At 66.1% G+C, this 21,990-nt stretch carries 20 protein-coding genes; 11 read left to right on the top strand and 9 right to left on the bottom strand.

Annotated elements, in window-relative coordinates; translation table 11 throughout:
- The first annotated feature begins 85 nt into the window (after positions 1–85).
- The 4 genes from V7082_RS10230 to V7082_RS10245 all read left to right on the top strand — a co-directional run bounded on the left by V7082_RS10230 (position 86) and on the right by V7082_RS10245 (position 6,259).
- Entirely contained in the window at positions 86–1,042 is a 957-nt protein-coding gene (locus V7082_RS10230; RefSeq protein ID WP_334148195.1) for an HpcH/HpaI aldolase/citrate lyase family protein, read from the top strand.
- Between the two features lie 37 nt (positions 1,043–1,079).
- The gene (locus V7082_RS10235) at positions 1,080–2,249 is read left to right on the top strand and encodes a malate--CoA ligase subunit beta (RefSeq protein WP_334148197.1); all 1,170 of its coding nucleotides are present in this window, start codon (positions 1,080–1,082) and stop codon (positions 2,247–2,249) included.
- Positions 2,250–2,259: 10 nt separating this feature from the next.
- On the top strand, positions 2,260–3,156 hold the full coding sequence (gene sucD / locus V7082_RS10240; protein ID WP_334148198.1) for a succinate--CoA ligase subunit alpha: 897 nt from the start codon (positions 2,260–2,262) through the stop codon (positions 3,154–3,156).
- 250 nt (positions 3,157–3,406) lie between these two features.
- Positions 3,407–6,259 (top strand): phosphoenolpyruvate carboxylase, encoded by a 2,853-nt coding sequence (locus V7082_RS10245; protein ID WP_334148200.1) that lies wholly within the window; start codon positions 3,407–3,409, stop codon positions 6,257–6,259.
- A 123-nt stretch (positions 6,260–6,382) separates the two neighbouring features.
- On the opposite strand, the gene V7082_RS10250 is transcribed toward V7082_RS10245, so the two are convergent.
- The 3 genes from V7082_RS10250 to V7082_RS10260 all read right to left on the bottom strand — a co-directional run bounded on the left by V7082_RS10250 (position 6,383) and on the right by V7082_RS10260 (position 9,488).
- A complete protein-coding gene (locus tag V7082_RS10250; RefSeq protein WP_334148201.1) occupies positions 6,383–7,303 on the bottom strand; it encodes an HWE histidine kinase domain-containing protein in 921 nt (306 codons plus the stop codon).
- Between the two features lie 221 nt (positions 7,304–7,524).
- Positions 7,525–8,850 carry a TRAP transporter large permease gene (locus V7082_RS10255; protein ID WP_334148203.1) on the bottom strand — a complete coding sequence of 442 codons (1,326 nt, stop codon included), beginning with the start codon at positions 8,848–8,850 and terminating at the stop codon, positions 7,525–7,527.
- Positions 8,847–9,488 carry a TRAP transporter small permease gene (locus V7082_RS10260; protein ID WP_334148205.1) on the bottom strand — a complete coding sequence of 214 codons (642 nt, stop codon included), beginning with the start codon at positions 9,486–9,488 and terminating at the stop codon, positions 8,847–8,849. Before V7082_RS10260 ends, V7082_RS10255 begins: the two co-directional genes overlap by 4 nt.
- A gap of 190 nt (positions 9,489–9,678) precedes the next feature.
- Here V7082_RS10260 and V7082_RS10265 point away from each other — a divergent pair, with 190 nt between their 5' ends.
- Complete coding sequence (locus V7082_RS10265) at positions 9,679–10,035, top strand: DUF1428 domain-containing protein (RefSeq protein ID WP_334148207.1); 357 nt, start codon at positions 9,679–9,681, stop codon at positions 10,033–10,035.
- A gap of 13 nt (positions 10,036–10,048) precedes the next feature.
- Here the strand turns inward: V7082_RS10265 and V7082_RS10270 are convergent, their stop codons facing one another.
- From V7082_RS10270 to prmB, 3 genes are read right to left on the bottom strand one after another with little or no spacing between them, the layout of a single operon-like run.
- Positions 10,049–11,215: a TRAP transporter substrate-binding protein gene (locus V7082_RS10270; RefSeq protein ID WP_334148209.1), complete on the bottom strand. Its 1,167-nt coding sequence runs from the start codon at positions 11,213–11,215 to the stop codon at positions 10,049–10,051.
- Between the two features lie 16 nt (positions 11,216–11,231).
- Positions 11,232–11,456: a hypothetical protein gene (locus V7082_RS10275; protein ID WP_334148211.1), complete on the bottom strand. Its 225-nt coding sequence runs from the start codon at positions 11,454–11,456 to the stop codon at positions 11,232–11,234.
- Positions 11,457–11,469: 13 nt separating this feature from the next.
- A complete protein-coding gene (gene prmB / locus V7082_RS10280; RefSeq protein WP_334148213.1) occupies positions 11,470–12,384 on the bottom strand; it encodes a 50S ribosomal protein L3 N(5)-glutamine methyltransferase in 915 nt (304 codons plus the stop codon).
- Positions 12,385–12,738: 354 nt separating this feature from the next.
- On the opposite strand from prmB, the gene V7082_RS10285 reads away from it, so the two are divergent.
- Positions 12,739–14,373, top strand: a complete 1,635-nt coding sequence (locus tag V7082_RS10285; protein WP_442909778.1) for a formate--tetrahydrofolate ligase — start codon at positions 12,739–12,741, stop codon at positions 14,371–14,373.
- Between the two features lie 267 nt (positions 14,374–14,640).
- Here V7082_RS10285 and V7082_RS10290 read toward each other — a convergent pair whose 3' ends face one another.
- Entirely contained in the window at positions 14,641–14,961 is a 321-nt protein-coding gene (locus V7082_RS10290; protein WP_334148217.1) for a 2TM domain-containing protein, read from the bottom strand.
- Positions 14,962–15,149: 188 nt separating this feature from the next.
- Complete coding sequence (locus V7082_RS10295; protein ID WP_334148219.1) at positions 15,150–16,157, bottom strand: hypothetical protein; 1,008 nt, start codon at positions 16,155–16,157, stop codon at positions 15,150–15,152.
- A 395-nt stretch (positions 16,158–16,552) separates the two neighbouring features.
- Between V7082_RS10295 and rplU the strand changes: the two genes are divergently transcribed.
- From rplU to V7082_RS10320, 5 genes are all read left to right on the top strand, one after another.
- Positions 16,553–16,861, top strand: coding sequence for a 50S ribosomal protein L21 (gene rplU, locus V7082_RS10300; RefSeq protein WP_334148221.1), 309 nt, complete (start codon positions 16,553–16,555; stop codon positions 16,859–16,861).
- A 51-nt stretch (positions 16,862–16,912) separates the two neighbouring features.
- Positions 16,913–17,185 carry a 50S ribosomal protein L27 gene (gene rpmA / locus V7082_RS10305; RefSeq protein WP_334148223.1) on the top strand — a complete coding sequence of 91 codons (273 nt, stop codon included), beginning with the start codon at positions 16,913–16,915 and terminating at the stop codon, positions 17,183–17,185.
- Between the two features lie 102 nt (positions 17,186–17,287).
- Positions 17,288–17,824 (top strand): GNAT family N-acetyltransferase, encoded by a 537-nt coding sequence (locus V7082_RS10310; RefSeq protein WP_334148225.1) that lies wholly within the window; start codon positions 17,288–17,290, stop codon positions 17,822–17,824.
- Complete coding sequence (gene obgE / locus V7082_RS10315; protein ID WP_334148227.1) at positions 17,821–18,861, top strand: GTPase ObgE; 1,041 nt, start codon at positions 17,821–17,823, stop codon at positions 18,859–18,861. The genes V7082_RS10310 and obgE overlap by 4 nt, the downstream gene beginning before the upstream one ends.
- A 368-nt stretch (positions 18,862–19,229) precedes the next feature.
- Positions 19,230–21,071, top strand: a complete 1,842-nt coding sequence (locus tag V7082_RS10320; protein WP_334148229.1) for a L,D-transpeptidase family protein — start codon at positions 19,230–19,232, stop codon at positions 21,069–21,071.
- Positions 21,072–21,180: 109 nt separating this feature from the next.
- On the opposite strand, the gene V7082_RS10325 is transcribed toward V7082_RS10320, so the two are convergent.
- Positions 21,181–21,840: a rhomboid family intramembrane serine protease gene (locus V7082_RS10325; protein ID WP_334148231.1), complete on the bottom strand. Its 660-nt coding sequence runs from the start codon at positions 21,838–21,840 to the stop codon at positions 21,181–21,183.
- Positions 21,841–21,990 lie beyond the last annotated feature (150 nt).

Here is a 21,990-nt window from a genome sequence, read left to right on the forward strand (position 1 = left end):
TTGATCGCGATGGTCCGCGGCCGCGGACCATGCCGGCAGTCTCGAAGTGTCTCAAAAACGCTCTCATGCATAAGGAAACGTTCCGATGAGCTTCACTCTCTATCCTCTCAAGAAACAGCGTCTGCAGCGCTCCGAGCTCGCCGTGCCGGGCTCCAACACGACGATGATCGAGAAGGCGCTCACGAGCGCTGCCGACTACGTGTTCCTCGACTGCGAGGACGCGGTCGCGCCGCCCGACAAGGAGCAGGCACGCAAGAACATCATCCAGGCGCTCAACGATCTCGACTGGCGGGGCGCCGGCAAGACCGTGTCGGTGCGCATCAACGGTCTCGATACGCACTACATGTACCGTGACGTGGTGGACATCGTGGAGCAGGCCGGCTCCAAGCTCGACACCATCCTGATCCCGAAGGTCGGCACCGCGGCCGACGTCTACACCGTCGAGTGCATCGTGAGCCAGATCGAGGAGGCCAAGGGCTTCACCAACAAGATCGGCACGGAAGCCCTGATCGAGACGCCGCTCGGCATGGCGAACGTCGAGTCGATCGCCGCCGCACCGAGCCGCCTCGAGGCCATGCACTTCGGCGTCGCCGACTACGCCGCCTTCAACAAGGCGCGGACCGTCGTCATCGGCGGCCTCAATCCCGACTACCCGGGCGACCAGTGGCACTTCGCGCTGTCGCGCATGACGGTTGCCTGCCGCGCGTTCGGCCTGCGTCCGATCGACGGACCGTTCGGCGACTTCTCGGATCCGGCCGGCTACACCGCCGGCGCCAAGCGCGCTGCCGCGCTCGGCATCGAGGGCAAGTGGGCCATCCATCCCTCGCAGATCGAGCTCGCCAACGAGGTGTTCTCGCCGACCGCCAAGGAAGTCGAGCGCGCCGAGCGCATCCTCGCCGCGCTCAAGGAGGCCGAGGCCCAGGGCAAGGGTGCGGCTTCGCTCGACGGCAAGATGATCGATGCCGCCTCGGAGAAGATGGCAAAGAACCTCATCGCCACGAACGCCTCGATCAAGGCATCGGCTGCGGCCCGCGCGAAATAAAAGAAGCCAGCAAACAGCTCTCCCCAAGGAGGTCCACATGGACATTCACGAGTACCAGGCGAAGGAGCTTCTCTCGAAGTTCAACGTGCCCGTCCCCCGCGGCGGTCTCGCCTACAGCCCCGAGCAGGCGGTCTATCGCGCCCACGAGCTCGGCGGACAGAGATGGGTGGTGAAGGCACAGGTGCACTCGGGCGCCCGCGGCAAGGCCGGCGGCATCAAGGTGTGCAGCTCGGAAACCGAGGTCGAGGCGGCAGCCGAAGGGCTGCTCGGCAAGAAGCTCGTCACCATTCAGACGGGCCCTGCGGGCAAGCTCGTCTCGCGCCTCTACATCGAGGAAGCGACCGACATCGACAAGGAGATCTATCTCTCCTTCGTCATGGACCGCGCGGCCGAGCGCATCGTCGTCGTCTCGTCGGCGGCGGGCGGCATGGACATCGAGGAGATCTCGCATAGCCAGCCGGACACGATCATCAAGGTGCAGGTCGATCCCGCGGTCGGCATGCAGGCGTTCCAGGCGCGCGAGGTCGCATTCGGCCTCGGCGTCGACCCGGACCTGATCGGCAAGCTCGAGCGCGTCATCCTCGGCTGCTACCGCGCGTTCCGCGATCTCGACGCCTCCATGCTCGAGATCAACCCGCTCGTGATCACCAAGCAGAAGGCCATCGTCGCGCTCGACGCCAAGATGAGCTTCGACGAGAACGCGCTCTTCCGCCGTCCGCAGATCGCGGAGCTGCGCGACAAGAGCCAGGAGGACACGCGCGAGACCTATGCCAACGACCGCGGCCTCTCCTACGTGGGCCTCGACGGCGACATCGGCTGCATCGTGAACGGCGCGGGCCTCGCCATGGCGACGCTCGACATGATCAAGCTCGCAGGCGGAGAGCCGGCGAACTTCCTCGACATCGGCGGCGGCGCGAGCCCCGAGCGCGTGACGAAGTCGTTCAAGGCGGTGCTGCGCGACAAGAACGTCAAGGCGATCCTGGTCAACGTGTTCGCCGGCATCAACCGCTGCGACTGGGTGGCGAAGGGCGTCGTCGACGCGATCAAGGACCTCGACATCAAGCTTCCGATCGTCGTGCGCCTCGCCGGCACGAACGTCGAGGAAGGCCGCAAGATCATCGATCAGAGCGGCCTCACCATGATCAGCGCCGAGACGCTTGCAGATGCGGCAAACAAGGCCGTGGCCGCAGCCAAGAAAGCTGCGTAAGGAGGAAACGATGGCAATCTTCATCAACGAGAACACGCCGATCCTCGTGCAAGGCTTCACGGGCCGCATCGGCACTTTCCACGCCCAGGAAATGATCGACTACGGCACCAACGTGGTCGGCGGCGTGACGCCCGGCAAGGGCGGCACCACCCACCTCGGCCGCCCGGTGTTCAACACCATGAAAGGCGCGGTCGACGAGACCAAGGCCGAAGCCTCGATCGTGTTCGTGCCGCCGCCGTTCGCGGCCGACGCGATCATGGAAGCGGCCGACGCCGGCATCAGATACTGCGTCTGCATCACCGACGGCATTCCGACGCAGGACATGATCCGCGTGAAGCGCTACATGCGCCGCTACAAGAAGGCGAACCGCATGGTTCTCACCGGGCCCAACTGCGCCGGCACCATCTCGCCCGGCAAGGCGATGCTCGGCATCATGCCGGGCCACATCTATGCCCCGGGCCGCGTCGGCATCGTCGGCCGCTCCGGCACCCTCGGCTACGAGGCCGCCGCCCAGCTCAAGGCGCTCGGCATCGGCGTCTCGACCTCGGTCGGCATCGGCGGCGACCCGATCAACGGCTCCTCGTTCAGGGACGTGCTCGAGCACTTCGCCGAGGACCCCGACACGGATGCGGTGATGATGATCGGCGAGATCGGCGGCCCGCAGGAAGCGGAGGCCGGCCTTTACATCCGCGACCACTTCAAGAAGCCGGTCGTCGCCTACATTGCCGGTCTCTCGGCCCCCAAGGGCCGGCGCATGGGGCATGCGGGCGCCATCGTCTCGGCGTTCGGCGAGGCGGCCTCTGAGAAGGTGGACATCCTCCGGGACTGCGGCGTCGAGATCGCGCCCACGCCGTCGGAGATGGGCGCCACGGTTCAGAAGGTGCTCGCCGCCCGCAAGGCGGCCTAGAGCGTGGTCCTGTGATTTACGCTTCGGACCGGCAAGGTCCGAAGCGGTCATGGGTCCAGGCTTTCGCCCCACGCGCGTCTTCCGGAACGCCGGTTCCACTTTCCGGTAGCGCTTTGGGTTCGGGCCGGCCGTGCACCCGATGGCGGGGCCGGCCCGACAACCCGGCGGTCTCGCGGCCGCCGGGCTCCTTCCTTCTGCCTTGGGACTCACTGCACGAGCCCCGTGACGCGGGGCGGTCGAGGAGAATACGATGACGAAGAAGCCGTCCCCCGGCAGCCAGACGCTCGATGAGACGGCGCTGCGCGCCGAGCTCAAGGCTCTTCGGGCGCAGATCCCCGATCAGCCGACCTTGAATCCGATCGTCAGCGTCGCGTTCGACCTGTCGCGACGGCTCGAGGCCGGCGACATCACGTTCGCCGATCTCAGCACGCTTGCGACGCGCCTCATGGACAGCGCCTATGTCCATCGCGCGCTGCTGCTCAAGGAGCAGATCGGCGTCGAATCCGAGGCCGCGACCCACAAGGAATTCTCCGACTTCGTCGCCGAGTTCGCGACGGGCAAGAGCGAGGCCGACTTCGAGGCGTTCAAGGCGCGCTTTTCGCGCGCTCGCAACGGCATCGTGTTCACGGCCCACCCGACGTTCGGTCTTTCGGAAGCGTTGTCCAACCGCATGGCCGAGATCGCCATGTCGGGGACGGACAAAGGACATACCATCGGCCTTCCCCACCGCCCAGACGAGGTGCTGACGCTCGGCTACGAGCACGACCGCGTGCAAAGCGCGATCCGCAACATTCGCGATTCCTATACCGATCTTCTCGCCGACTTCTTCGCCACGGCCCACAAGGCATACGGCGACCGCGCCTTCAAGGCCGATCCGCAGCTCGCCACCATCGCCTCTTGGGTCGGCTACGACCTCGACGGGCGCACGGATATCAAGTGGACCTTCTCGTTCGTCGTCCGCCTCCGGGAGAAGGTGGCGGCGCTGTCGGACATCCGCGCGCGATTCCTGGCGCTAAAGCCCGTCCTCGGCGAGGGCGCGGAGATGGTGCGCCTCGCCCGCCAGGTCACGGGCAAGCTCGATCTCGGCATCGCCGCCTCTGAAGCGCAGGTGAGGGCGCTCGAAAGCATCGGCAAGAAGGGCTTCACGCTGGCGCATGCCGCCAACGCCATCACGCAGCAGGACGGGCACAACCTCGTCAGCGCCGAGCCCATCCTGACGCTGCTCGACCAGATCGTGGAAGCGGCGCCCGGCACGCAGGCGAAGATCGCCGTCGCCTCCCTCGCGGGGCTGCTCCGCGCGACCGGCCTCGGCATGAGCCACATCCACGTGCGCGTCAACGCGGTGCAGATCAACAATGCGTTCCGCGCCTTCGTGCACGAGAGCTGGACGCGCGATCTCACGGAGCGGCAGGCGCTCGCGCGCATCGTCGAGATGATCCATTCGGTGAAGCCGGAAACCGTCAACTTCGAGACGCTCGACCTCGAGAACGCGACGGCGATCCGGCAGTTCGCGCTCGCCGCACAGATCGCCAAGCACATCGACCGCGATACGCCGATCCGCTACCTCATCGCGGAATGCGAGAGCCCGGCGACGATCCTGATCGCCGTCTACTTCGCCAAGCTGTTCGGCGTGTCGGAGATCGTCGACATCTCGCCGCTGTTCGAGACGCCGGCCGCGCTCGAGACCGGCCCGCGCCTCGTCGAGCGTCTGCTCGCGGAAAAGGACTACCGCGACTACGTGACGAAGCGCGGACGGATCGCGGTGCAGACAGGCTATTCCGACGCCGGCCGCTTCATCGGACAGATCGCGGCGGGGCTCGCGCACGAGCGCCTCCACCACGGCCTCGCCGAGGTGATCCGCAAAGCGAACCTCAAGGACGTCGAGACGCTCATCTTCTCGACGCACGGCGAGAGCATGGGGCGGGGCGCGCACCCCGGCCCGCTCAGGCGGCGGCTGCGCTACGTGTTTCCGGGCGAATCGCGCTGGCGCTTCTTCCAGCACGGCCTGCCGGTGAAGCACGAGACGAGCTTCCAGGGCGGCGACGGGTATCTCTTCTTCGCCAACCGCGCGTTCGCGCAACGGGCGCTCGCCACCATCATCATGAGCGGCAAGGATCCCGGCGAGGGCGAGGATGCGTTCTACACGGACATCAACCTCGCGCTCGATTTCCAGATCCGGCTGCGCGACTACCAGCAGGAGCTTTTCGCGCATCCGGGCTACCGGGCGCTGCTCGGCGCGTTCGGGGCCAACCTCCTGTTCAAGACCGGCTCGCGCCCGGTGAAGCGGCAAGGCGACCACCATTCCGACCGCGGCGACCCGGCGCGCATGCGCGCCATCCCGAACAACGCCATCCTGCAGCAGTTCGGCTATGTGGCGAACGTCGTGGCGGGGCTCGGCGCGGCCGTCGGCAGCGAGCGCGAGCGTTTCATCGAGATGGCGAAGCACTCACCGCGCTTTCTGCCGCTGATCGAGATGATCGCGCGGGCCAAACAGCTTTCGAGCCTCAACGCCGTCGGCGCGAACGCCATCCTGTTCGACCCCGGCTTCTGGGCGCAGCGCGCCTCGTGGGGGCGCGAGCCGCATCTCGACGCGGCGTTCAAGTTCCTGGCCGAGCAACTGCTCGACGACGACCGGGCGCAGAAGATTGCCGGGCTTGCGCACTATCTGCGGCTCGACGCCATCGAGTTGCATCAGATCCTCGAGGAGATCGGTCTCGAGGGCGGCAAGATCCCCGACGATCACCGCCTCGAGCTCGACCTTCTGCAGGCGATCCGCGCCGCGCTTATCATGCGCATCTTCATCCTGACCGCGCAGCTTCCGCGTTTCACGCCCACCAACGAGGTGACGCACGCCGAGATCGTACGCAAGGCGCTCAGCCTCGAAATTCCCGAGGTGGTGCAGGTGATGCGCGAAGCGTTTCCGCGGCGCGTCGACGACCCGCGCGACGACGGCCTGTTTGTCGAAAAGGCGACCTACCTGCCGAAGGGCATCGACGATTACGGGCGCATCGAGACCGAGATCCTCGAACCCATGGAGACGGCTTACGAGCTCGTGCGCGAGATCGGCACCGGCATCTCTCATCACTGGGGCGCGTTCGGCTAGAGCGTGATCATTTTTGATTGAATCGGGATCACGCCCTCTCTCTTTTTGATGAGACCGATGAGTCACACTTCAGGCCGATAGGGCCTGAAGTGATCATGGTCTAAGCCAACGGCCCCGTATCGCTTATGCTCTTACGGTGGAGAGCGGTGCCTCAAGCACCCATTCGATCCCTCCCGGATCGAATGCCAGTTTGACCTGGCCGCCCGTCGATGTCGCGACCATCTGCTCGACGACCATGCGTCCAAAGCCCGCGCGCTTGGGAGGCTTGACCTCGGGTCCGCCGCGTTCCGACCATGACAGGCGAAACGCACCGGTTTCGGCCGTGTCGACGCTCCACCTGATGGCGACGCGGCCGCGGGTCGTCGACAGAGCTCCGTATTTGCAGGCGTTGGTCGCCAACTCGTGCAGCGCCATACCGATCGCTCGCACCGCTGCGGCGCAAAGCTCCATCTCGGGCCCGTCCACCTCGATCCGGTCATCCTCCGGCGGCAGAAACACCGCGAGCTGAAGCGTGACCAACTCGCACATCCTGGCCCGCTCGCCTTGGCCAATGGCCAGCGCATCCTGCGAGGCCGCGATCCCCGCCAGTCGATCGAGCAGCACGGCGCAAATGTCCTCGGAAGACCCGTAGGAGGCGCAGGTCTGGTTAACGATCGCCTGAATGACCGCTATCAAATTCTTCGTCCGGTGGGACAGCTCGCCCATCACGAACTTGAGGCGATCCTCGTCGGCTTTCTGCCGCGTGATGTCGTTCACGATGGAGATCAGCTTGACCGGCCTGCCTTCCTCGTCCCGAACAGCAGAGACCGTCAGATCAGCCCAGAACAACTCCCCGTTCGACCGGACGTACCGCTTCTGCATGCGGTAGCCCGCCATCTCGCCCCGCAGCAAGCCCTTCAGCATGGACAGGTTCGCGTCGACATCGTCGCGGAAGGTGATGTCCTGAAAGCGAAGGAGGGGAAGCGCATCCGGCTTCAATCCCATCATCTCGCAGAAGCGGTTGTTGGCCTCCAGGAAAGCGGCCCTCCGGGGTGACGTGGGCAATTCCCACACCGGCGTGCTCGAACGTCTCCCGATAGCCCGCCTTGAGGCGCTCCTTGCACTCGCCAAGACGGGCCAGCTCCTTCTCGAGCCCATGAGCGCGCTTATCCGCCATTGTCACCTCGTCCGACGTCGGAAGACCCGCACTGCCAGTTGTACTGCAGCCGGCAAATGTTCGACATCAGACGATAGTGCAAGCGTTAACCTTACGTCGTTCCGCCTCCTCACATCATGCCGAGCCAGCGCGGCAGGGCGAGCGAGAGCGCGGGCCAAAACGTCACCAGCATCAGAAAGGCCAGCATGGTCGCGAGCCAGGGCAGCACCGCGACCGAAAGCGTGGTGAGGCCCAGGCGCGAGATGCCGCTCGCGACGTAGAGATTCAATCCCACCGGCGGCGTCAGCATGCCGATCTCCATATTCACGACCATGATGATGCCGAAATGGACCGGGTCAATGCCGAGCTTAGCAGCGACCGGGAACAGGATCGGCGCCAGGATCAGCGTGACGGATGCCGGCTCCATCACGCAGCCAGCCAGCAACAGGATCACGTTCACCACCAGAAGGAACGTCACGGGCCCGAAGCCCTGGTGGATCAGCCAGTCCGCCATGGCCTGCGGGATCTGCTCATGGGTGAGCAGGAACGTGAACAGCACCGCGTTGGTGATGATGTAGAGCAGCATGGCGCTCATGCTGGCGGAGGCGAGCAACACGCGCGGCACGTCCTTCAGCGCCAGATCGCGATAGATGTAGACGGCGACGACGAATGCGTAGACGGCGCTGACGGCGGCTGCCTCCGTTGGCGTGAAGATGCCGCCGTAGATGCCGCCCATGACGATCACGATCAGCGCAAGTCCCCAGAAGCAATCGAGAAACGACGCGAGGCGCTCGCTCCAGGGCTGGCGCTCGGTGCGCGGGTAGCCGCGGCGTCGGGCCAGCCAGACCGTCGTCAGGCCGAGCAGCGTCGCCAGCACGAAGCCCGGGACAACGCCCGCCATGAAGAGATCGTCGACGGAGGCGGAATGCACGCGCTCGCCGGTCGGTCCCTCCGCCAGCATTCCGGCGGTGGCGACGCTGTAGAGCACCATGACGATGGACGGCGGGATGAGGATACCGAGCACGCCGCCCGATGCGACCGCGCCGGCGGCGAAGCTCTTCGGGTAGCCGCGCGCCACCATAGCCGGAATCATGATGGAGCCGATGGCAACGACGGTTGCGGGCGACGAGCCGGAGACGGCGGCGAAGATGGCGCAGGCAACGACGGCGGCGAGGCCGAGGCCGCCCGGCCAATGGCCGGCCATGGCCGTCGCGAAGCGGATCATGCGGCGCGCGACGCCGCCGTGAGTCAGGAAGTTTCCAGCGAGGATGAAGAACGGCACGCACATCAACTCGAAACTCTCGATGCCGGTGAAGAGCTTGAGCGCGACGGCATCGAGGGGGACGTCCGTCAGCGCGAAGAGGACAGTAAGCACGGTCAGGCCGAGCGCGATTGAGACCGGCATGCCGACCAGCAGCAGCGCAACCAGCAGCAGGAAAATGAAGGCCGCCGTCATCGCGCCCCCTCCGCAGGGGTTGGCTGGTCGATGCCTTCCACCTTGCCGGGATCGTGGTGGGGCCTCTCGCCCGTTTTCCAGAAGTGCCACGCAACCTCGAGAAAGCGGAAGCACATCAAGTAGGAGCCGAGCGGCACCGCGAGATAGACGAGCCACATCGGCACTTCGAGCACGGCGGAGGTCTGCCCCGTGCGGGCGATGTGCCAGACGAGATGGGCGCCGAGCGTGCCGATGATGACGGTGAACAGCGCGCCGGCCAGCAGGCCGGCAACGATCATCGCGCGCTTTGCGTTTCCGGTCAGGGTCTCGACGAGGATGTCGACGCCGACGTGGATGCCGGTTCGCACGCCGTAGGCCGCGCCGAACTTGGCCATCCAGACGATCATGAAGATGCACAGCTCCTGCGCCCAGGTGAGCCGCACGTAGGCGAGGGTGAAGAACAGGCTTTTCGTAAAGCCCGTCAGCCAGGGAATGTCCTCGGCGCGCGACCAGCGGTAGACGGAAGCCACGCCCGAGAGGCCGTAGCGCTGCGCGACGGCCACGAAAATAAGAAGCGTCGCGGCGCCGATCAGCGTCGCGATGATGATCTCCTCCAGATGGTCGAGCAGACGCGTGGCGTCGCGCCAGCGGTCCCTCATCGGTCCTCCCGTGGTCGCGGGGGCATGTCCCGCGCGGTTTTGTTGTTTCGCCATGACATGGCACGGGTCGCGCCTGCCGTCACGGCCCTTGATGCCTGCGCACCCCCCTCCGTATTTCCGGCCGGCTGGCGATGTCGGCGCGGCGCCCTTAGGTTCGTCCTAGGGGAGAAAAACGCCGAAGGAGATTGCCATGGCTTACGTCGACGGATTTCTGCTGATCGTGCCGACCGACAAAATCGAGGCGTACAAGAAGCTGGCCAAGATAGCCGGCAAGGTCTGGAAAGAGCACGGGGCCCTCGAATACCGCGAATGCGTTGGTGACGACCTCGACTTGCCCTACGGGCGGCCGTTCCCCAAGCTCCTGAAGCTGAAGCCCGACGAGACGGCCGTGTTCTCGTGGATCGTCTACCGTTCGAAGGCGCAACGCAATCAGGTCAATGCCAAGGTGATGAGCGACAAACGTCTCGGGGGGATGGATCCCAAGTCCATGCCGTTCGACTTCAAGAAAATGTCGATGGGCGGCTTTAAGGTGCTGGTGGACGCGTGAGGGCGCTTCCGCGTTATTGCGTCGGTGGCTTGTGGCCGGTGACAGCGTAGATGCGGTCGATGAGGTCGCGGCCGACGCGGGAGGCCATCTCGTCGTGCACGGGCAGCAGTGCCGCCATCCAGGCCGCGCGCTCCTCGGGTGCGGGCTCGTGGAACGTGGTCTTTCCGGATCGGCGCATCTCGTCGAGCGCGTGCTCGTTCTCCTCGAGGGCGAGCTTGTTGGCGACGGGCGTCGTCTCGGCGATGGCCCGCTCGAGGCTCGCGCGGATGTCGGCCGGGAGCCCGCTCCAGAACTTGTCGTTCGAGATCACCGCGTAGCCGAGATAGCCGTGGTTGGTCAGCGTTGCGTGCTTCTGCACCTCGTACATTTTCTGGTTGTACATGTTGGCCGGCGTGTTCTCGGTGCCGTCGACCACGCCCGACGAGAGCGCCTGATAGGCCTCCGAGAACGCCAGCGCCTGCGGCAGGGCGCCCAGCGCCCACATCTGGGCCTCGATCACCTTCGAAGCCTGAATGCGCATCTTGAGGCCGAGCACGTCGTCGGGGCCATAGAGGGGGCTGTGGGCGGAGAGGATCTTGAAGCCGTTATTCCAGTAGGCGAGGCCGACGAGGCCCTTCGACTTCAGGCGGTCGAGAAGCTCGCGCCCGATCTCGCCCTCGGTGACCTTTGACAGCTCGTCATAGCCCGCGAAAATGTAGGGCAGGTCGAACACCTCGAAGGCCTTGATGCCGAGCGGCCCGAATTTGGACACCGACGGCGCCAGCATCTGCACGGCGCCGAGTTGCAGGGCCTCGAGCTCCTCCTTGTCCTTGTAAAGCTGCGAGTTGGGGTAGAGCTCGATGCGCACGCGGCCGTCCGTGTAGCGTTCGGCCAGCGTCTTGAAGTGCTCGGCGGCGCGGCTCTTGTGCGCCTGGGGCGCCGCGACGTGGCTGAACTTGATGACGATGGGCCCGGCAGCGTGCAGCGGTGCGCCGGTGAGCACAAGGGCGGCGAAAGCAAGAAGAAGGAACCCCCGCGCATTGCGGAGACGTGTCTGGACCCCGCTCTTCAGCGGGGTGACGTTGAGGTTTGGGCGAGCGGCTTCAGCAATACATGACGTCACCCCGGCGAAGGCCGGGGTCCAGACACGCCAGCCCAAGGAGATCCCCCCGCGACGGGCGCTTCGACCGGAGCCGCTCATGGAAAACCCCTCTTTGTCACGGCCGGTCTTGCGTCAGGCCCTCGGCCTCGCGCTTCAGCGCAGTCGCGCGATCCTTGTCCCAGCCGCGGATGACGCGGCGCGTCAGGCGGAAGACACGCCGGGCCCGCCGCCTGTCCTCGCGCCGCAGGCAAATGCAGCAACAGCAGAAGCCGGGACGCCGCGCAATCCGGAGCATCAGCTCCCGGTGCTTCCGGGAGCCGTCATCGGGGCCTTCGGTCATGCGCCTCTCGCGATCAGGATTCGTCTCTCAAAGCTCGGAGCGCGTCGGCGGGCAGTGCGAACAGCTCGCCCTCGCTTTGCTCCGTATCCAACCACAGAAACGGCACATCGGGGTATTCGGTTTCAAGCGTCTCCCGGCCCATGCCGATCTCGACGACGCACATCCCCTCAGGATTCAGGTGAACAGCAGCGTCCGCCAGGATGCGGCGTACGAGGTCCATGCCGTCGTCGCCGCCGAGATGCGCGAGCCGTGGCTCGGCTTTGTATTCCGGCGGGAACGACGAAACGGCGGCGGCGGTGACATACGGCGGGTTGGAGATGATCAGGTCGTAGGTCTTGGCGCCCAACGCGGCGAAGAGGTCCGACCGGTAAAGCGTCACGCGCTCCCCAAGGCCGTAATCGGACACGTTGCGCTTCGCCACCTCCAGCGCGTCGGCAGAAATGTCGACCGCATCGACCGCCGCATTCGGAAACGCGAGCGCAGCCAGGATGGCGAGGCAGCCCGAGCCCGTGCACAGATCGAGTACGCTCTCGATGCCATCAGGATCGGCGACGACGGCGGACAGGCCGTCGTCCAGAAGCTCGCCGATATAGGAGCGCGGCACGATCACACGCTCGTCGACGTAGAACCTGTGGCCTTTGATCCAGGCCGCGTTGACGAGGTAGGGCGCGGGCTTGCGGGTTGAGATGCGCGCCTCGATGAGGTCGGCGAGCCTTTGGCGCTCCGCATGCGTCAGCCGCGCGTTCAGCCAGGGCTCGAGCTGGTCGATCGGAAGATGCAGGGCCGTCAGGATGAGGAAGGCCGCCTCGTCGAGCGGCGTCTCGGTGCCATGACCGAACGCGAGACCCGTCTCGGTGAAGCGGCTCGTCGCGTAGCGCAGCCAGTCGCGGATGGTGGCAAGGTCCTCTACGGCGGTCGTGGTTACCATTCTGCTCTCATAGTCTGGCGCTTCTCATGGTCCGTAACACCGGCGGGCTCCGGCTTCGTCACTCAGGGGGCCTCCTTTTTGAGCGCAAGTTGCTCGTCATGCAAACGGCGGACGGGGGGTTCCGGGGTCATTGGTGCCAGATTCACCTTCATTCAAACCCTGGGGCCCGCGGGACCGGCGGCCCCGTCGCGTCATCGTGTCTAATTTTTCGCGACCCGCTTGGCGAAGCACGTACAAAAAGCCAATATCCGGCCACCTCGGCCCGCTCGAAATGGGACCGATCACAGAAAACGTCCATTCGGAGGGAACCCCTTGACGGTGAAATCAGACATCGAGATCGCGCGTGAAGCCAAGATGAAGCCGATCACGGAAGTGGCGGCGAAGCTCGGAATTCCCGCCGATGCTCTCATTCCCTACGGCTCCACCAAGGCCAAGCTGTCGTTCGACTTCATCAACGCGCTCGGCACGCGCCCCGACGGCAAGCTGATCCTCGTCACGGCCATCAGCCCCACACCTGCCGGCGAGGGCAAGACGACGACGACCGTCGGTCTCACCGACGGCCTCAACCGCATCGGCAAGAAAGCGATGTGCGCGCTGCGCGAGCCCTCGCTCGGACCGAGCTTCGGCATGAAGGGCGGCGCGGCCGGCGGCGGCTATGCGCAGGTGGTGCCGATGGAGGATATCAACCTCCACTTCACCGGCGACTTCCATGCGATCACGAGCGCCCACAACCTTCTCGCCGCCCTGATCGACAACCACATCTACTGGGGCAACAAGCTCGGCATCGACAGCCGGCGCGTCGAATGGCGCCGCGTTCTCGACATGAACGACCGCGCGCTGCGCCAGATCGTCAACTCGCTCGGCGGCGTCGCGAACGGATACCCGCGCCAGGACGGGTTCGACATCACGGTCGCATCCGAGGTGATGGCCATCCTCTGCCTCTCGTCCGACCTCAAAGACCTCGAGAGGCGGCTCGGCGACATCATCGTCGCCTACACGCGCGACAAGACGCCGATCCGGGCGCGCGATCTCAAGGCCGACGGCGCCATGGCCGTGCTGCTCAAGGACGCGTTGATGCCGAACATGGTGCAGACGCTCGAGAACAATCCGGCGTTCATCCATGGCGGCCCGTTCGCCAACATCGCGCACGGCTGCAACTCGGTGCTCGCCACCAAGAGTGCGCTCAAGGTCTCGGACTTCGTCGTCACGGAAGCGGGCTTCGGCGCCGACCTCGGCGCCGAGAAGTTCTTCGACATCAAGTGCCGCAAGGCGGGGCTCAAGCCGGCTGCGGCCGTGATCGTCGCCACCGTGCGCGCGCTCAAGATGCACGGCGGCGTGGCGAAGGACGACCTCAAGGGCGAGAACGTCGCCGCGGTCGCCAAGGGGTGCGAGAACCTCAACCGCCATATCGAGAACGTGAACAAGTTCGGCGTTCCGGCCGTGGTCGCGATCAACCGCTTCATCACCGACACGGACGCGGAGATCCAGGAGGTCATGAAGGCGGCCGAGAGCATGGGCACGCGCGCTTTCGTGTGTACGCACTGGGCCGACGGCGGCAAGGGCACCGAGACGCTCGCGCAGCACGTGGTCGAGATCGCCAACTCGGGCAAGTCGGCGTTCAAGCCGCTCTATCCGGAGGAGATGAAGCTGCGCGACAAGGTGAAGACCATCGCCACCGAGATCTATCGGGCCGCCGACATCTCCTGCGACGCCTCGGTCGAAGCCCGCTTCAAGGAGCTCGAGGCCCTGGGCTTCGGCCACCTGCCGGTCTGCATGGCCAAGACGCAGTACTCGTTCTCGACGGATCCGACCAAGCGCGGCGCGCCGACCGGGCATATCGTGCCGGTGCGCGAGCTGCGGCTCTCGGCGGGTGCCGGGTTCGTGGTCGTCATCACCGGCGAGATCATGACCATGCCGGGCCTGCCCAAGGTGCCGTCGGCGGATAGCATCCGCCTCAACGACAAGGGCCAGATCGAGGGGCTGTTCTAGAGTCGTTCCGACTTAGGTGGAAACATGGTCATGCGAGCAATTGGCGTGTCTGGATCCCGGCCTGCGCCGGGATGACGTCATTTGTATGCAGGCGGGCTACGCAAACTCAACGTCACTCCGGCGAAGGCCGGAGTCCAGACGGGCTTGCGCATGTCGAACCGCTGTTTCCATCTGAAACGGAAACTCTCTAGAGGCGCAGCAAGCACACCGAAAAGGCGTCAGGTCAGCCGGCCTGACGCCTTTTTTTGTTGCCGCTCGTACCGTGGCTCAGGCGGACGGTCCGGGCTCGTCGGCGGGCGACGTGGGTGCCGGCTGGCCGTTCGAAAGGCGTTGCTCCTCGCGCGCTCTCCGCAATTCGCGCAGCTTCTGCTCCTGCTGGGGACGGCGGACGAAGATCATGAACGCGTGGAACGCGATGCCGACGCCCCAGCCGAGAACGATCCATTGGATCCAGAAGCGGTCGCCGGAAACGAGATTGATCAGCGCCAGGCCGGCGATGACCGACAGAAAGACGATGAAGTGCGTGTAGAAGCCGTTGATGGCCTTGTCACGCTCGCTTTCCATCGCGTGCTCGAAGAGGTCGTCCATGGCGAAGCCTCCTGTTTGCTTGCCCGCCTTCCGGCTTCACGCCGTCTGACGGCCGCTCGCTCCCGAGCGGGCGAATGTCTGTTCGGCTTCCGGCACTCTACACCCATCCTGAGCGCATGACATGCCCCCCTTGCGGGACGGTCTAGCGCAACACGCCTGATGCTTAACGAGCCCGCGCGTGCGGCGTCCTAAGCTTCAAGCTCGAGCGGCTCCGTGGCCGGGCGCATGGCCTCGAACCCCTGTGCCACGAGGCGTCCCTCGGACGCATCGGCGACCATGGCGATCCGGGTGGCGGGGTTCAGCACAGGTGGGGCGAGCCAGGAGAAATCGGGCGCGAGGTCGGGGACGATGCGGTGCATCATGGCGGCGCGCTCGGCGCTTCGCTCGCCGCGCGGCCGGCCGCGCCAGCCCGTCGCTTCCCAATGGTTGGCGGCGACGTTGGCGCCCACATGCACGCGCGCGTCCGTCTCCGTGCGCTCGATGACGACCGTCTCGCTGGGCGTCAGACCGGCGAGAGAGAAGATGGCCGGCGTCGAGATCGGCGCCCGGGTGAGCCGCTCCCGGGCCTCGGCATAGTCGGCGGCGTCCTCGAACACGGATCTGAGAAGGTGGGCCGGGGTCGGATGCGGCATGGTCCAGACGCGGCGGCGGCTCACGGCCCAGTCGAGAACGTAGAACCCCACGGCTTTGCGCATCGGCGCCTGGTTCAGCGCGGCCGAAAAGCGCCCGGGCGCCATGCCCGTCAGCACGCCTGTATAACCGGGCCAGGTCAGCGTCACGAAGGAGCGGCCTTCCGGGCCGCGAACCCGTGCCGCGATGACGTTGCGGCCGAGCCCCGGCGTGCGCCAGTCGAGCACGCGGATCAGGCGCGCGCTCTTGCGGTCCGGCCCCGGCGCGACGCGGCACGTGCAGGCCCATTCATAGTTGACCGAGAAGAAATAGGCGCCGGGACGCGCAAGGCGCGCCGCGATGGCGTCGATCTCCGCCAGGTGCGCATTCTTCCACTTGGAGAGCCAACGGCGCGAGACCTTGTCGAGCTGGCGCAACGCCGCCGAGGGCAGCGGCCCGGTCGCAAGGTCGAGCAGCGCGTGCGCGCGCGCCTCGTGCGCCACCAGCGTCTCCATGGCAAACGAGGGACCCGTATCGAGAACCGGTATCGGCTCGCGGCTCAAAGAGGCAGGCGCAGCGGACAGCATGAGGAGGGCGGCCTCCAACCGCGCGGCAGATGTTTTTCGACGGAGACCTACAGGTAGGCTCAATTCCGATGCCGTCAAGCACGCGCGGTCTCCGTTTCCGCATGACCTGATCCAGGACAGCGACTAGCGTGTCGAGCGACAGCGAAACGCCCGAAGGAGCCCCCGCCGCGCTCGCGGTGCGGACGGAGTCCGGGGCCCGCCCCTCGATTGACTTTTCAGGGCGTGTCGCTCATAAGAGCGCCAGCGCGGCGGACCGGAGGTTTGCCGCGTCATAGAGCGCTGCCCGAGGTTCAGGTTGCACTTCGAAGCAATCCATTGAAAGTTCACGATTTTTCGTGGCACCACAGGGCGCGGACCAGACCCAGAGCGCAAGAGCGCGGAAAGAGGCCAGACCCATGTACGCTGTCATCAAGACAGGCGGCAAGCAGTATCGCGTCGCCAAGGACGACGTCCTGACCGTCGAGAAGCTCGACGCGGACGCCGGCAGGAACATCGAGCTCGAAGTGCTGCTCGTCGGCAGCGGTGCCGACGTCAAGGCCGGCAAAGCGCTCCCCTCGGACGCGAAAGTCACCGCCGAGTTGGTCGAGCATACGCGCGGGCCGAAGCTGATCGCCTTCAAGAAGCGCCGCCGCAAGAACTCGCGCCGGAAGCGTGGGCATCGCCAGGATCTCTCGACGATCCGCATCACGGGCATCACCGGCTAAGGACAGCGGAGCGCGCCAGGACGCTGCTCCCCATCAGAAGGACTTCCCCCCATGGCACAAAAGAAAGCCGGCGGCTCGACGAAGAACGGCCGCGACTCGCATTCGAAGCGTCTCGGCATCAAGCGGTACGGCGGCGAGCACGTCCTGCCCGGCAACATTCTCTGCCGCCAGCGCGGCACGCAATGGCATCCGGGCACGAACGTCGGCATCGGCACCGATCACACCATCTTCGCCACCGCCGAAGGTACGGTCGCCTTCGAGACCAAGCGCAACGGGCGCATCTACATTTCCGTGCTGCCCCAGAAGGTCGAAGCGGCCGAGTAGGCGCGCCGGGCTTAACCAACAGCTGAGGGGGGATGGGCGCCATCCCCCCTTTTGCATTTTATCGTGCCGCCTATGCTCAAGGCTCGAAGCGAACGGATCCCAATGTCCAAGCCGATCAGGACCCGGCGGCTCGTATTGCGCGAGCTCGACGACAGCGACGCGCCCGATCTGGCGCGCCTCGCCGGCGACTGGGACATCGCGCGCATGACGGCGCAGATCCCCTATCCCTATTCGGAAGATCTCGCACGCGAATGGATGGCGGCGCTCGCGCCCGGGGAGTTCGTGCGCGCGGTGACGTTCGAAGGGGCGCTGGTCGGCGCGATCGGCTATATCCCCGACGACGACAGGTCGTCGGCCGAGATCGGGTATTGGATCGGGCGGCCGTGGTGGAGACGCGGGTTCGCCAGCGAGGCCGCAGCCGCCCTCGTGCGCCACTGCTTCACGGACGGCGGCTTCAAACGTCTCACGTGCTGCCATTTCGACGACAACCTCGCCTCCGCGGGCGTCATCCGCAAGCTCGGCTTCCGGCTCAAGGGCGCGCACTCCGTCTGGTGCGACGCGCGGCAGGCGGAAATTCCCACGCAGTGCTATGAGCTCAACCGGCCAGTGATGGCCGTCCTATGGAGGCTCACCGCATGAAATTCCTCGACCTCGCCAAGATCTACATCAAGGCCGGCGACGGTGGCGACGGATGCGTCGGGTTCCGGCGCGAGAAGTTCATCGAGTTCGGAGGCCCTGATGGCGGCGACGGCGGCAACGGCGGGGATGTCATCATCGCGTGCGTCGACAATCTCAACACGCTGATCGACTACCGCTACCAGCAGCACTTCAAGGCCGAGCGCGGCACCAACGGCATGGGCCGCAACCGCGCGGGTCCCAACGGCCGCGACTGCATCGTCAAGGTGCCGCCGGGAACGGTGGTGCTCGCGGAGGACCAGGAGACGGTGCTCGCGGAGCTGACGGATGTGGGGCAACGCTTCGTCGTCGCACACGGGGGCAACGGCGGGTTCGGCAACGCGCACTTCAAGAGCGCGACCAACCAGGCGCCGCGGCACGCCAATCCGGGGCTCCCGGGAGACGAGCTCACGATCTGGCTGCGCCTCAAGCTGATCGCGGACGCGGGCCTCGTGGGACTGCCCAATGCCGGCAAATCGACTTTCCTCGCAGCGGTCTCCGCCGCAAAGCCCAAGATCGCCGACTACCCGTTCACGACGCTGCATCCCAACCTCGGCGTCGTGCGCGCGGGCGAGCGCGATTTCGTGCTGGCCGACATTCCGGGACTGATCGAAGGCGCTCATGACGGGGCCGGGCTCGGCACGCGCTTTCTCGGCCATGTCGAGCGGACGCAGGTCCTGCTGCATCTCGTCGACGCGACGCAGGAGGACGTGGCCGGCGCCTACCGGACCGTGCGGCGCGAGCTCAAAGCCTATGGCGGAGACCTCGCCAAGAAGAAGGAGATCGTGGCGCTGTCAAAGATCGATGCCATCGACGCGGAGATGCTGGCGCAACGCGTGGCGGAGCTCGAGAAGGCGGCCCGCAAGAAGCCGCTCGCGCTCTCCGCCGTGTCGGGCCTCGGCCTCAAGGAGGCGCTCTACGCCCTCACGCGCGAGATCGGCCGGGCCAAGGGCAGCGCGGCCAAACGCGCCGAGGCGGAGCGCAAGCCCTGGCGTCCCTAGGTGCGCCGTCCCGGCTCCCTACGGCATTGCCCGGATTGCGTCCCGCCCAAAGTCCATCACACATGGGTGTTAGAACAGGCGCCGTTGTTGGAAGGGGTGCCCTGCATGGGCCTCGAACGGGCCCATCGCGCGGCTTTCGCCGCCTCTTGCCGGTCCAAGGTGAAGCCAACCGCAAAAATCGGAACAAGCGGAGATAAATCGATAACTCATCAAGCGTAACCTATTGAAGTCGAACTCGTCATGATCCAAAAGTTAACCGTTGCAGAGGGCACTCGAGAGGGCCCTGGATACGGTTTTCCCAATGAGTTTTAGGGGGTTTCACGGTGCTCACGTCGTCGTCCAATCGCTGTGGGGCGAAAGATCTTCTGTTGCGTCTCGGCAGCGCCTCGCTGGCGCTCGGTCTTCTCACCCACACGGCTCTGTCCGCACCCGATGACCGCCGTGCCGAGCGCAGGGCCAAGCCGCAGCAGCAGTCCCGCGTCGAGGCGCCGATGCCGTCGGCCAAGACCGAGGGCCCGCTGCTTATGCTCATCTCGCTCAACCAGCAGCGGATGTACGTCTACGACGGCAACGGCTTCGTGCTGCAGACGCGCGTCTCGTCCGGCCGTGCCGGCCACGAGACGCCGGTCGGCATCTACAGCATCCTCGAGAAGAAGGTCGACCACACGTCGAACATCTACCTCGACGCGAAGATGCCGCACATGCAGCGCCTGACCATGACCGGCATTGCGCTGCACGGCGGCGTCATTCCGGGCTATCCCGCCTCCGGCGGCTGCGTGCGCCTGCCGTTCGATTTTGCGCGCCGCTTCTTCAACATGACCGACATCAACCAGCGGGTCGTCATCGCGCCGGACGTCAATGCACCGGCGCTGTTCGATCATCCGCGGCTGTTCTCGGCGCTGCCCTCCGTCGCTCAAACCGAAACCGGAGGCGACCGGGCCGAGCGCACCGACCGCACGGCGATCCAGGCCGGGGTCGATGCCGCCGAGGCGCTGCTCGGCGTCACCTCGGCGCATGCGGCAACGGACCCCACAGCGCGTACGCAAGAAACCGCGGCCGAGGCCCGGCGGGCGGAGCGCCAGGCTCTCGTGGACGCCATAGCGACCGCGGGCGAGCGGCGGACTGCCGCCGCCGAGGGCGAGGCTGCGGCGCAACGCGCCATCACCGACGCGAAGGCGGCCGCCAAGGCGCGGCGCAGCGACGCGAAGGCCGCCGACCGTGCGGCCGATGCGGCCAAGGCCGCCCTGCGATCGCAGGAGCGCGACCTCAAGAAAATCGCGGCGCGCCTCGCCAAGACCGCCTCCCGCATGCGGGCCGACGAGCTCGAAGCGTTGCGCGCGTCCGAGACCGCAGAGCGCGATCGCCTTGCGGGCCTGACCCAAGAGGTGCAGCGCACGGCGGATGCCGCCAAGGCCGCCGATGCGGCCGTCAAAGCCGCGGATGGGGCGATCGCGAAGGCCGCGAACGATCTCCAGGCGGCCAAAGCCGAGACCAAGACGGCCGCGGCTACCGAGACGGCCGCCACGAAAGCTGTCGCTGCGTTTGATCGCCGGGAGCAGAACCGCGGCCTTCCCGTATCCGTGTTCGTCAGCTCTGCGACCGGACTCGTCCAGGTGCGCCAAGGCTTCGAGCCGGTGATCGAGGCGCAGGCTGCGATCGAGAACCCGGACGTGCCGCTCGATACCTTCATCTTCTCGGCGGTCGACTGGAAGGACGAGAGCAAGACCGACCTCAGATGGCAGGCGACCGAGGTCAACGAGTATTCGACCGGCTTCAGCAGCTTCGAGGACGAGAGCCTCTCCTACAGCCGGAAGAAGACGAAGGCAGCCGGATCCGTGAGGATGCCCTCGGGGACCGACACGGACAGGGCCGCACGCACGCTCGACCGCATCAAGCTGCCGAAGGCCGTCACCGACCGCATCGCCGAGGTGGTGAAACCGGGCAGCACGCTGATCGTCTCGAGCTACGACGTGTCGCGCAGCGAAACGAAGTACGCCGGCACGGACTTCATCGTGCAGATGCCCGAGGTCGTCGCCAAGATCTCGAAGCCGACACCGCGGCCGAAGCCCGTCCAAGTGGTGGAGGATGACGGCGGCGGCAGTTGCTTCTTCTTCTGCTCGCCGTACTCCTCCAACAAGTCCAAGGAGAGGGACAAGCTCAGAGACCGGAAGCGCGAGCGCACCAGCGGCGGCAAGTCCTCGGTCTGGTGAATTCGAGCTCCGCTGGGTTCTCGTATAAAACCCCGGTCGCCCGCCTCGGCGACCGGGGTTTTCCGTTGGCAGTCCATGACGGGCGTCCTCATCGCCGCCCGTTCCCGGCTCAGGCGACGTGATCGGGCGGGCGCCGCAGGCCGCCGAGCACGACCGCAAGGACGACGCCCGCGACGAAGCCGCCGACGTGGGCCATGTAGGCCACGCCGCCCTGTTCCGTCGCAGCCGTATCGGCGATGGTGCCCACGCTGCTCACGAGCTGCAGCACGACCCAGAAGCCGAGGACGATGAACGCCGGCATGGCCACGACCTGGCGCCCGAGCAGAACGTCGACGCGCGCCCTCGGAAACATCAGGAGATAGGCGCCGAGCACGCCGGCGATAGCACCCGACGCACCGACGTTCGGGATCGCCGAGGCGGGATTGACGGCGTATTGGGCGAAGGTCGCGGCGAGGCCGGCCGCGAGATAGACCATGAGATAGCGGACATGGCCGAAGCGATCCTCGACGTTGTCGCCGAAGATCCAGAGGTAGAGCATGTTGCCGCCGAGGTGCAGCCAGCCGCCGTGCATGAACATGGCGGAGAACAGCGTCACCACATCGACGGACGGATTTTCCGAGAAGCGCGCGGGGATGAAGGCCCAGTCGTTGACGAAGCGGTCGCCGCGCTGAAGCTCGAGGAAGAAGACGACGACATTGAGGGCGATCAGCACGATCGTGACGACCGGCGTCAAGCGCCGCGCGCTGTTGTCGTCTCCGATCGGGAACATGGGGCCCTCTCGCCGGCCGCGCCGCAGATTGCCCGCCAGTGCATCACGATTCACGGCCGGATTTAAGAGTGTGCCGCGCCTTTTTCGTGCTGTCCGGGGGATTGGCGCATCGTCCGGCGAGGCCCGTGACCTCGGGATCCGATGAAGCCC

It is taken from the genome of Hyphomicrobium sp. (genome assembly GCF_036833075.1).
Taxonomy (GTDB): domain Bacteria; phylum Pseudomonadota; class Alphaproteobacteria; order Rhizobiales; family Hyphomicrobiaceae; genus Hyphomicrobium_C.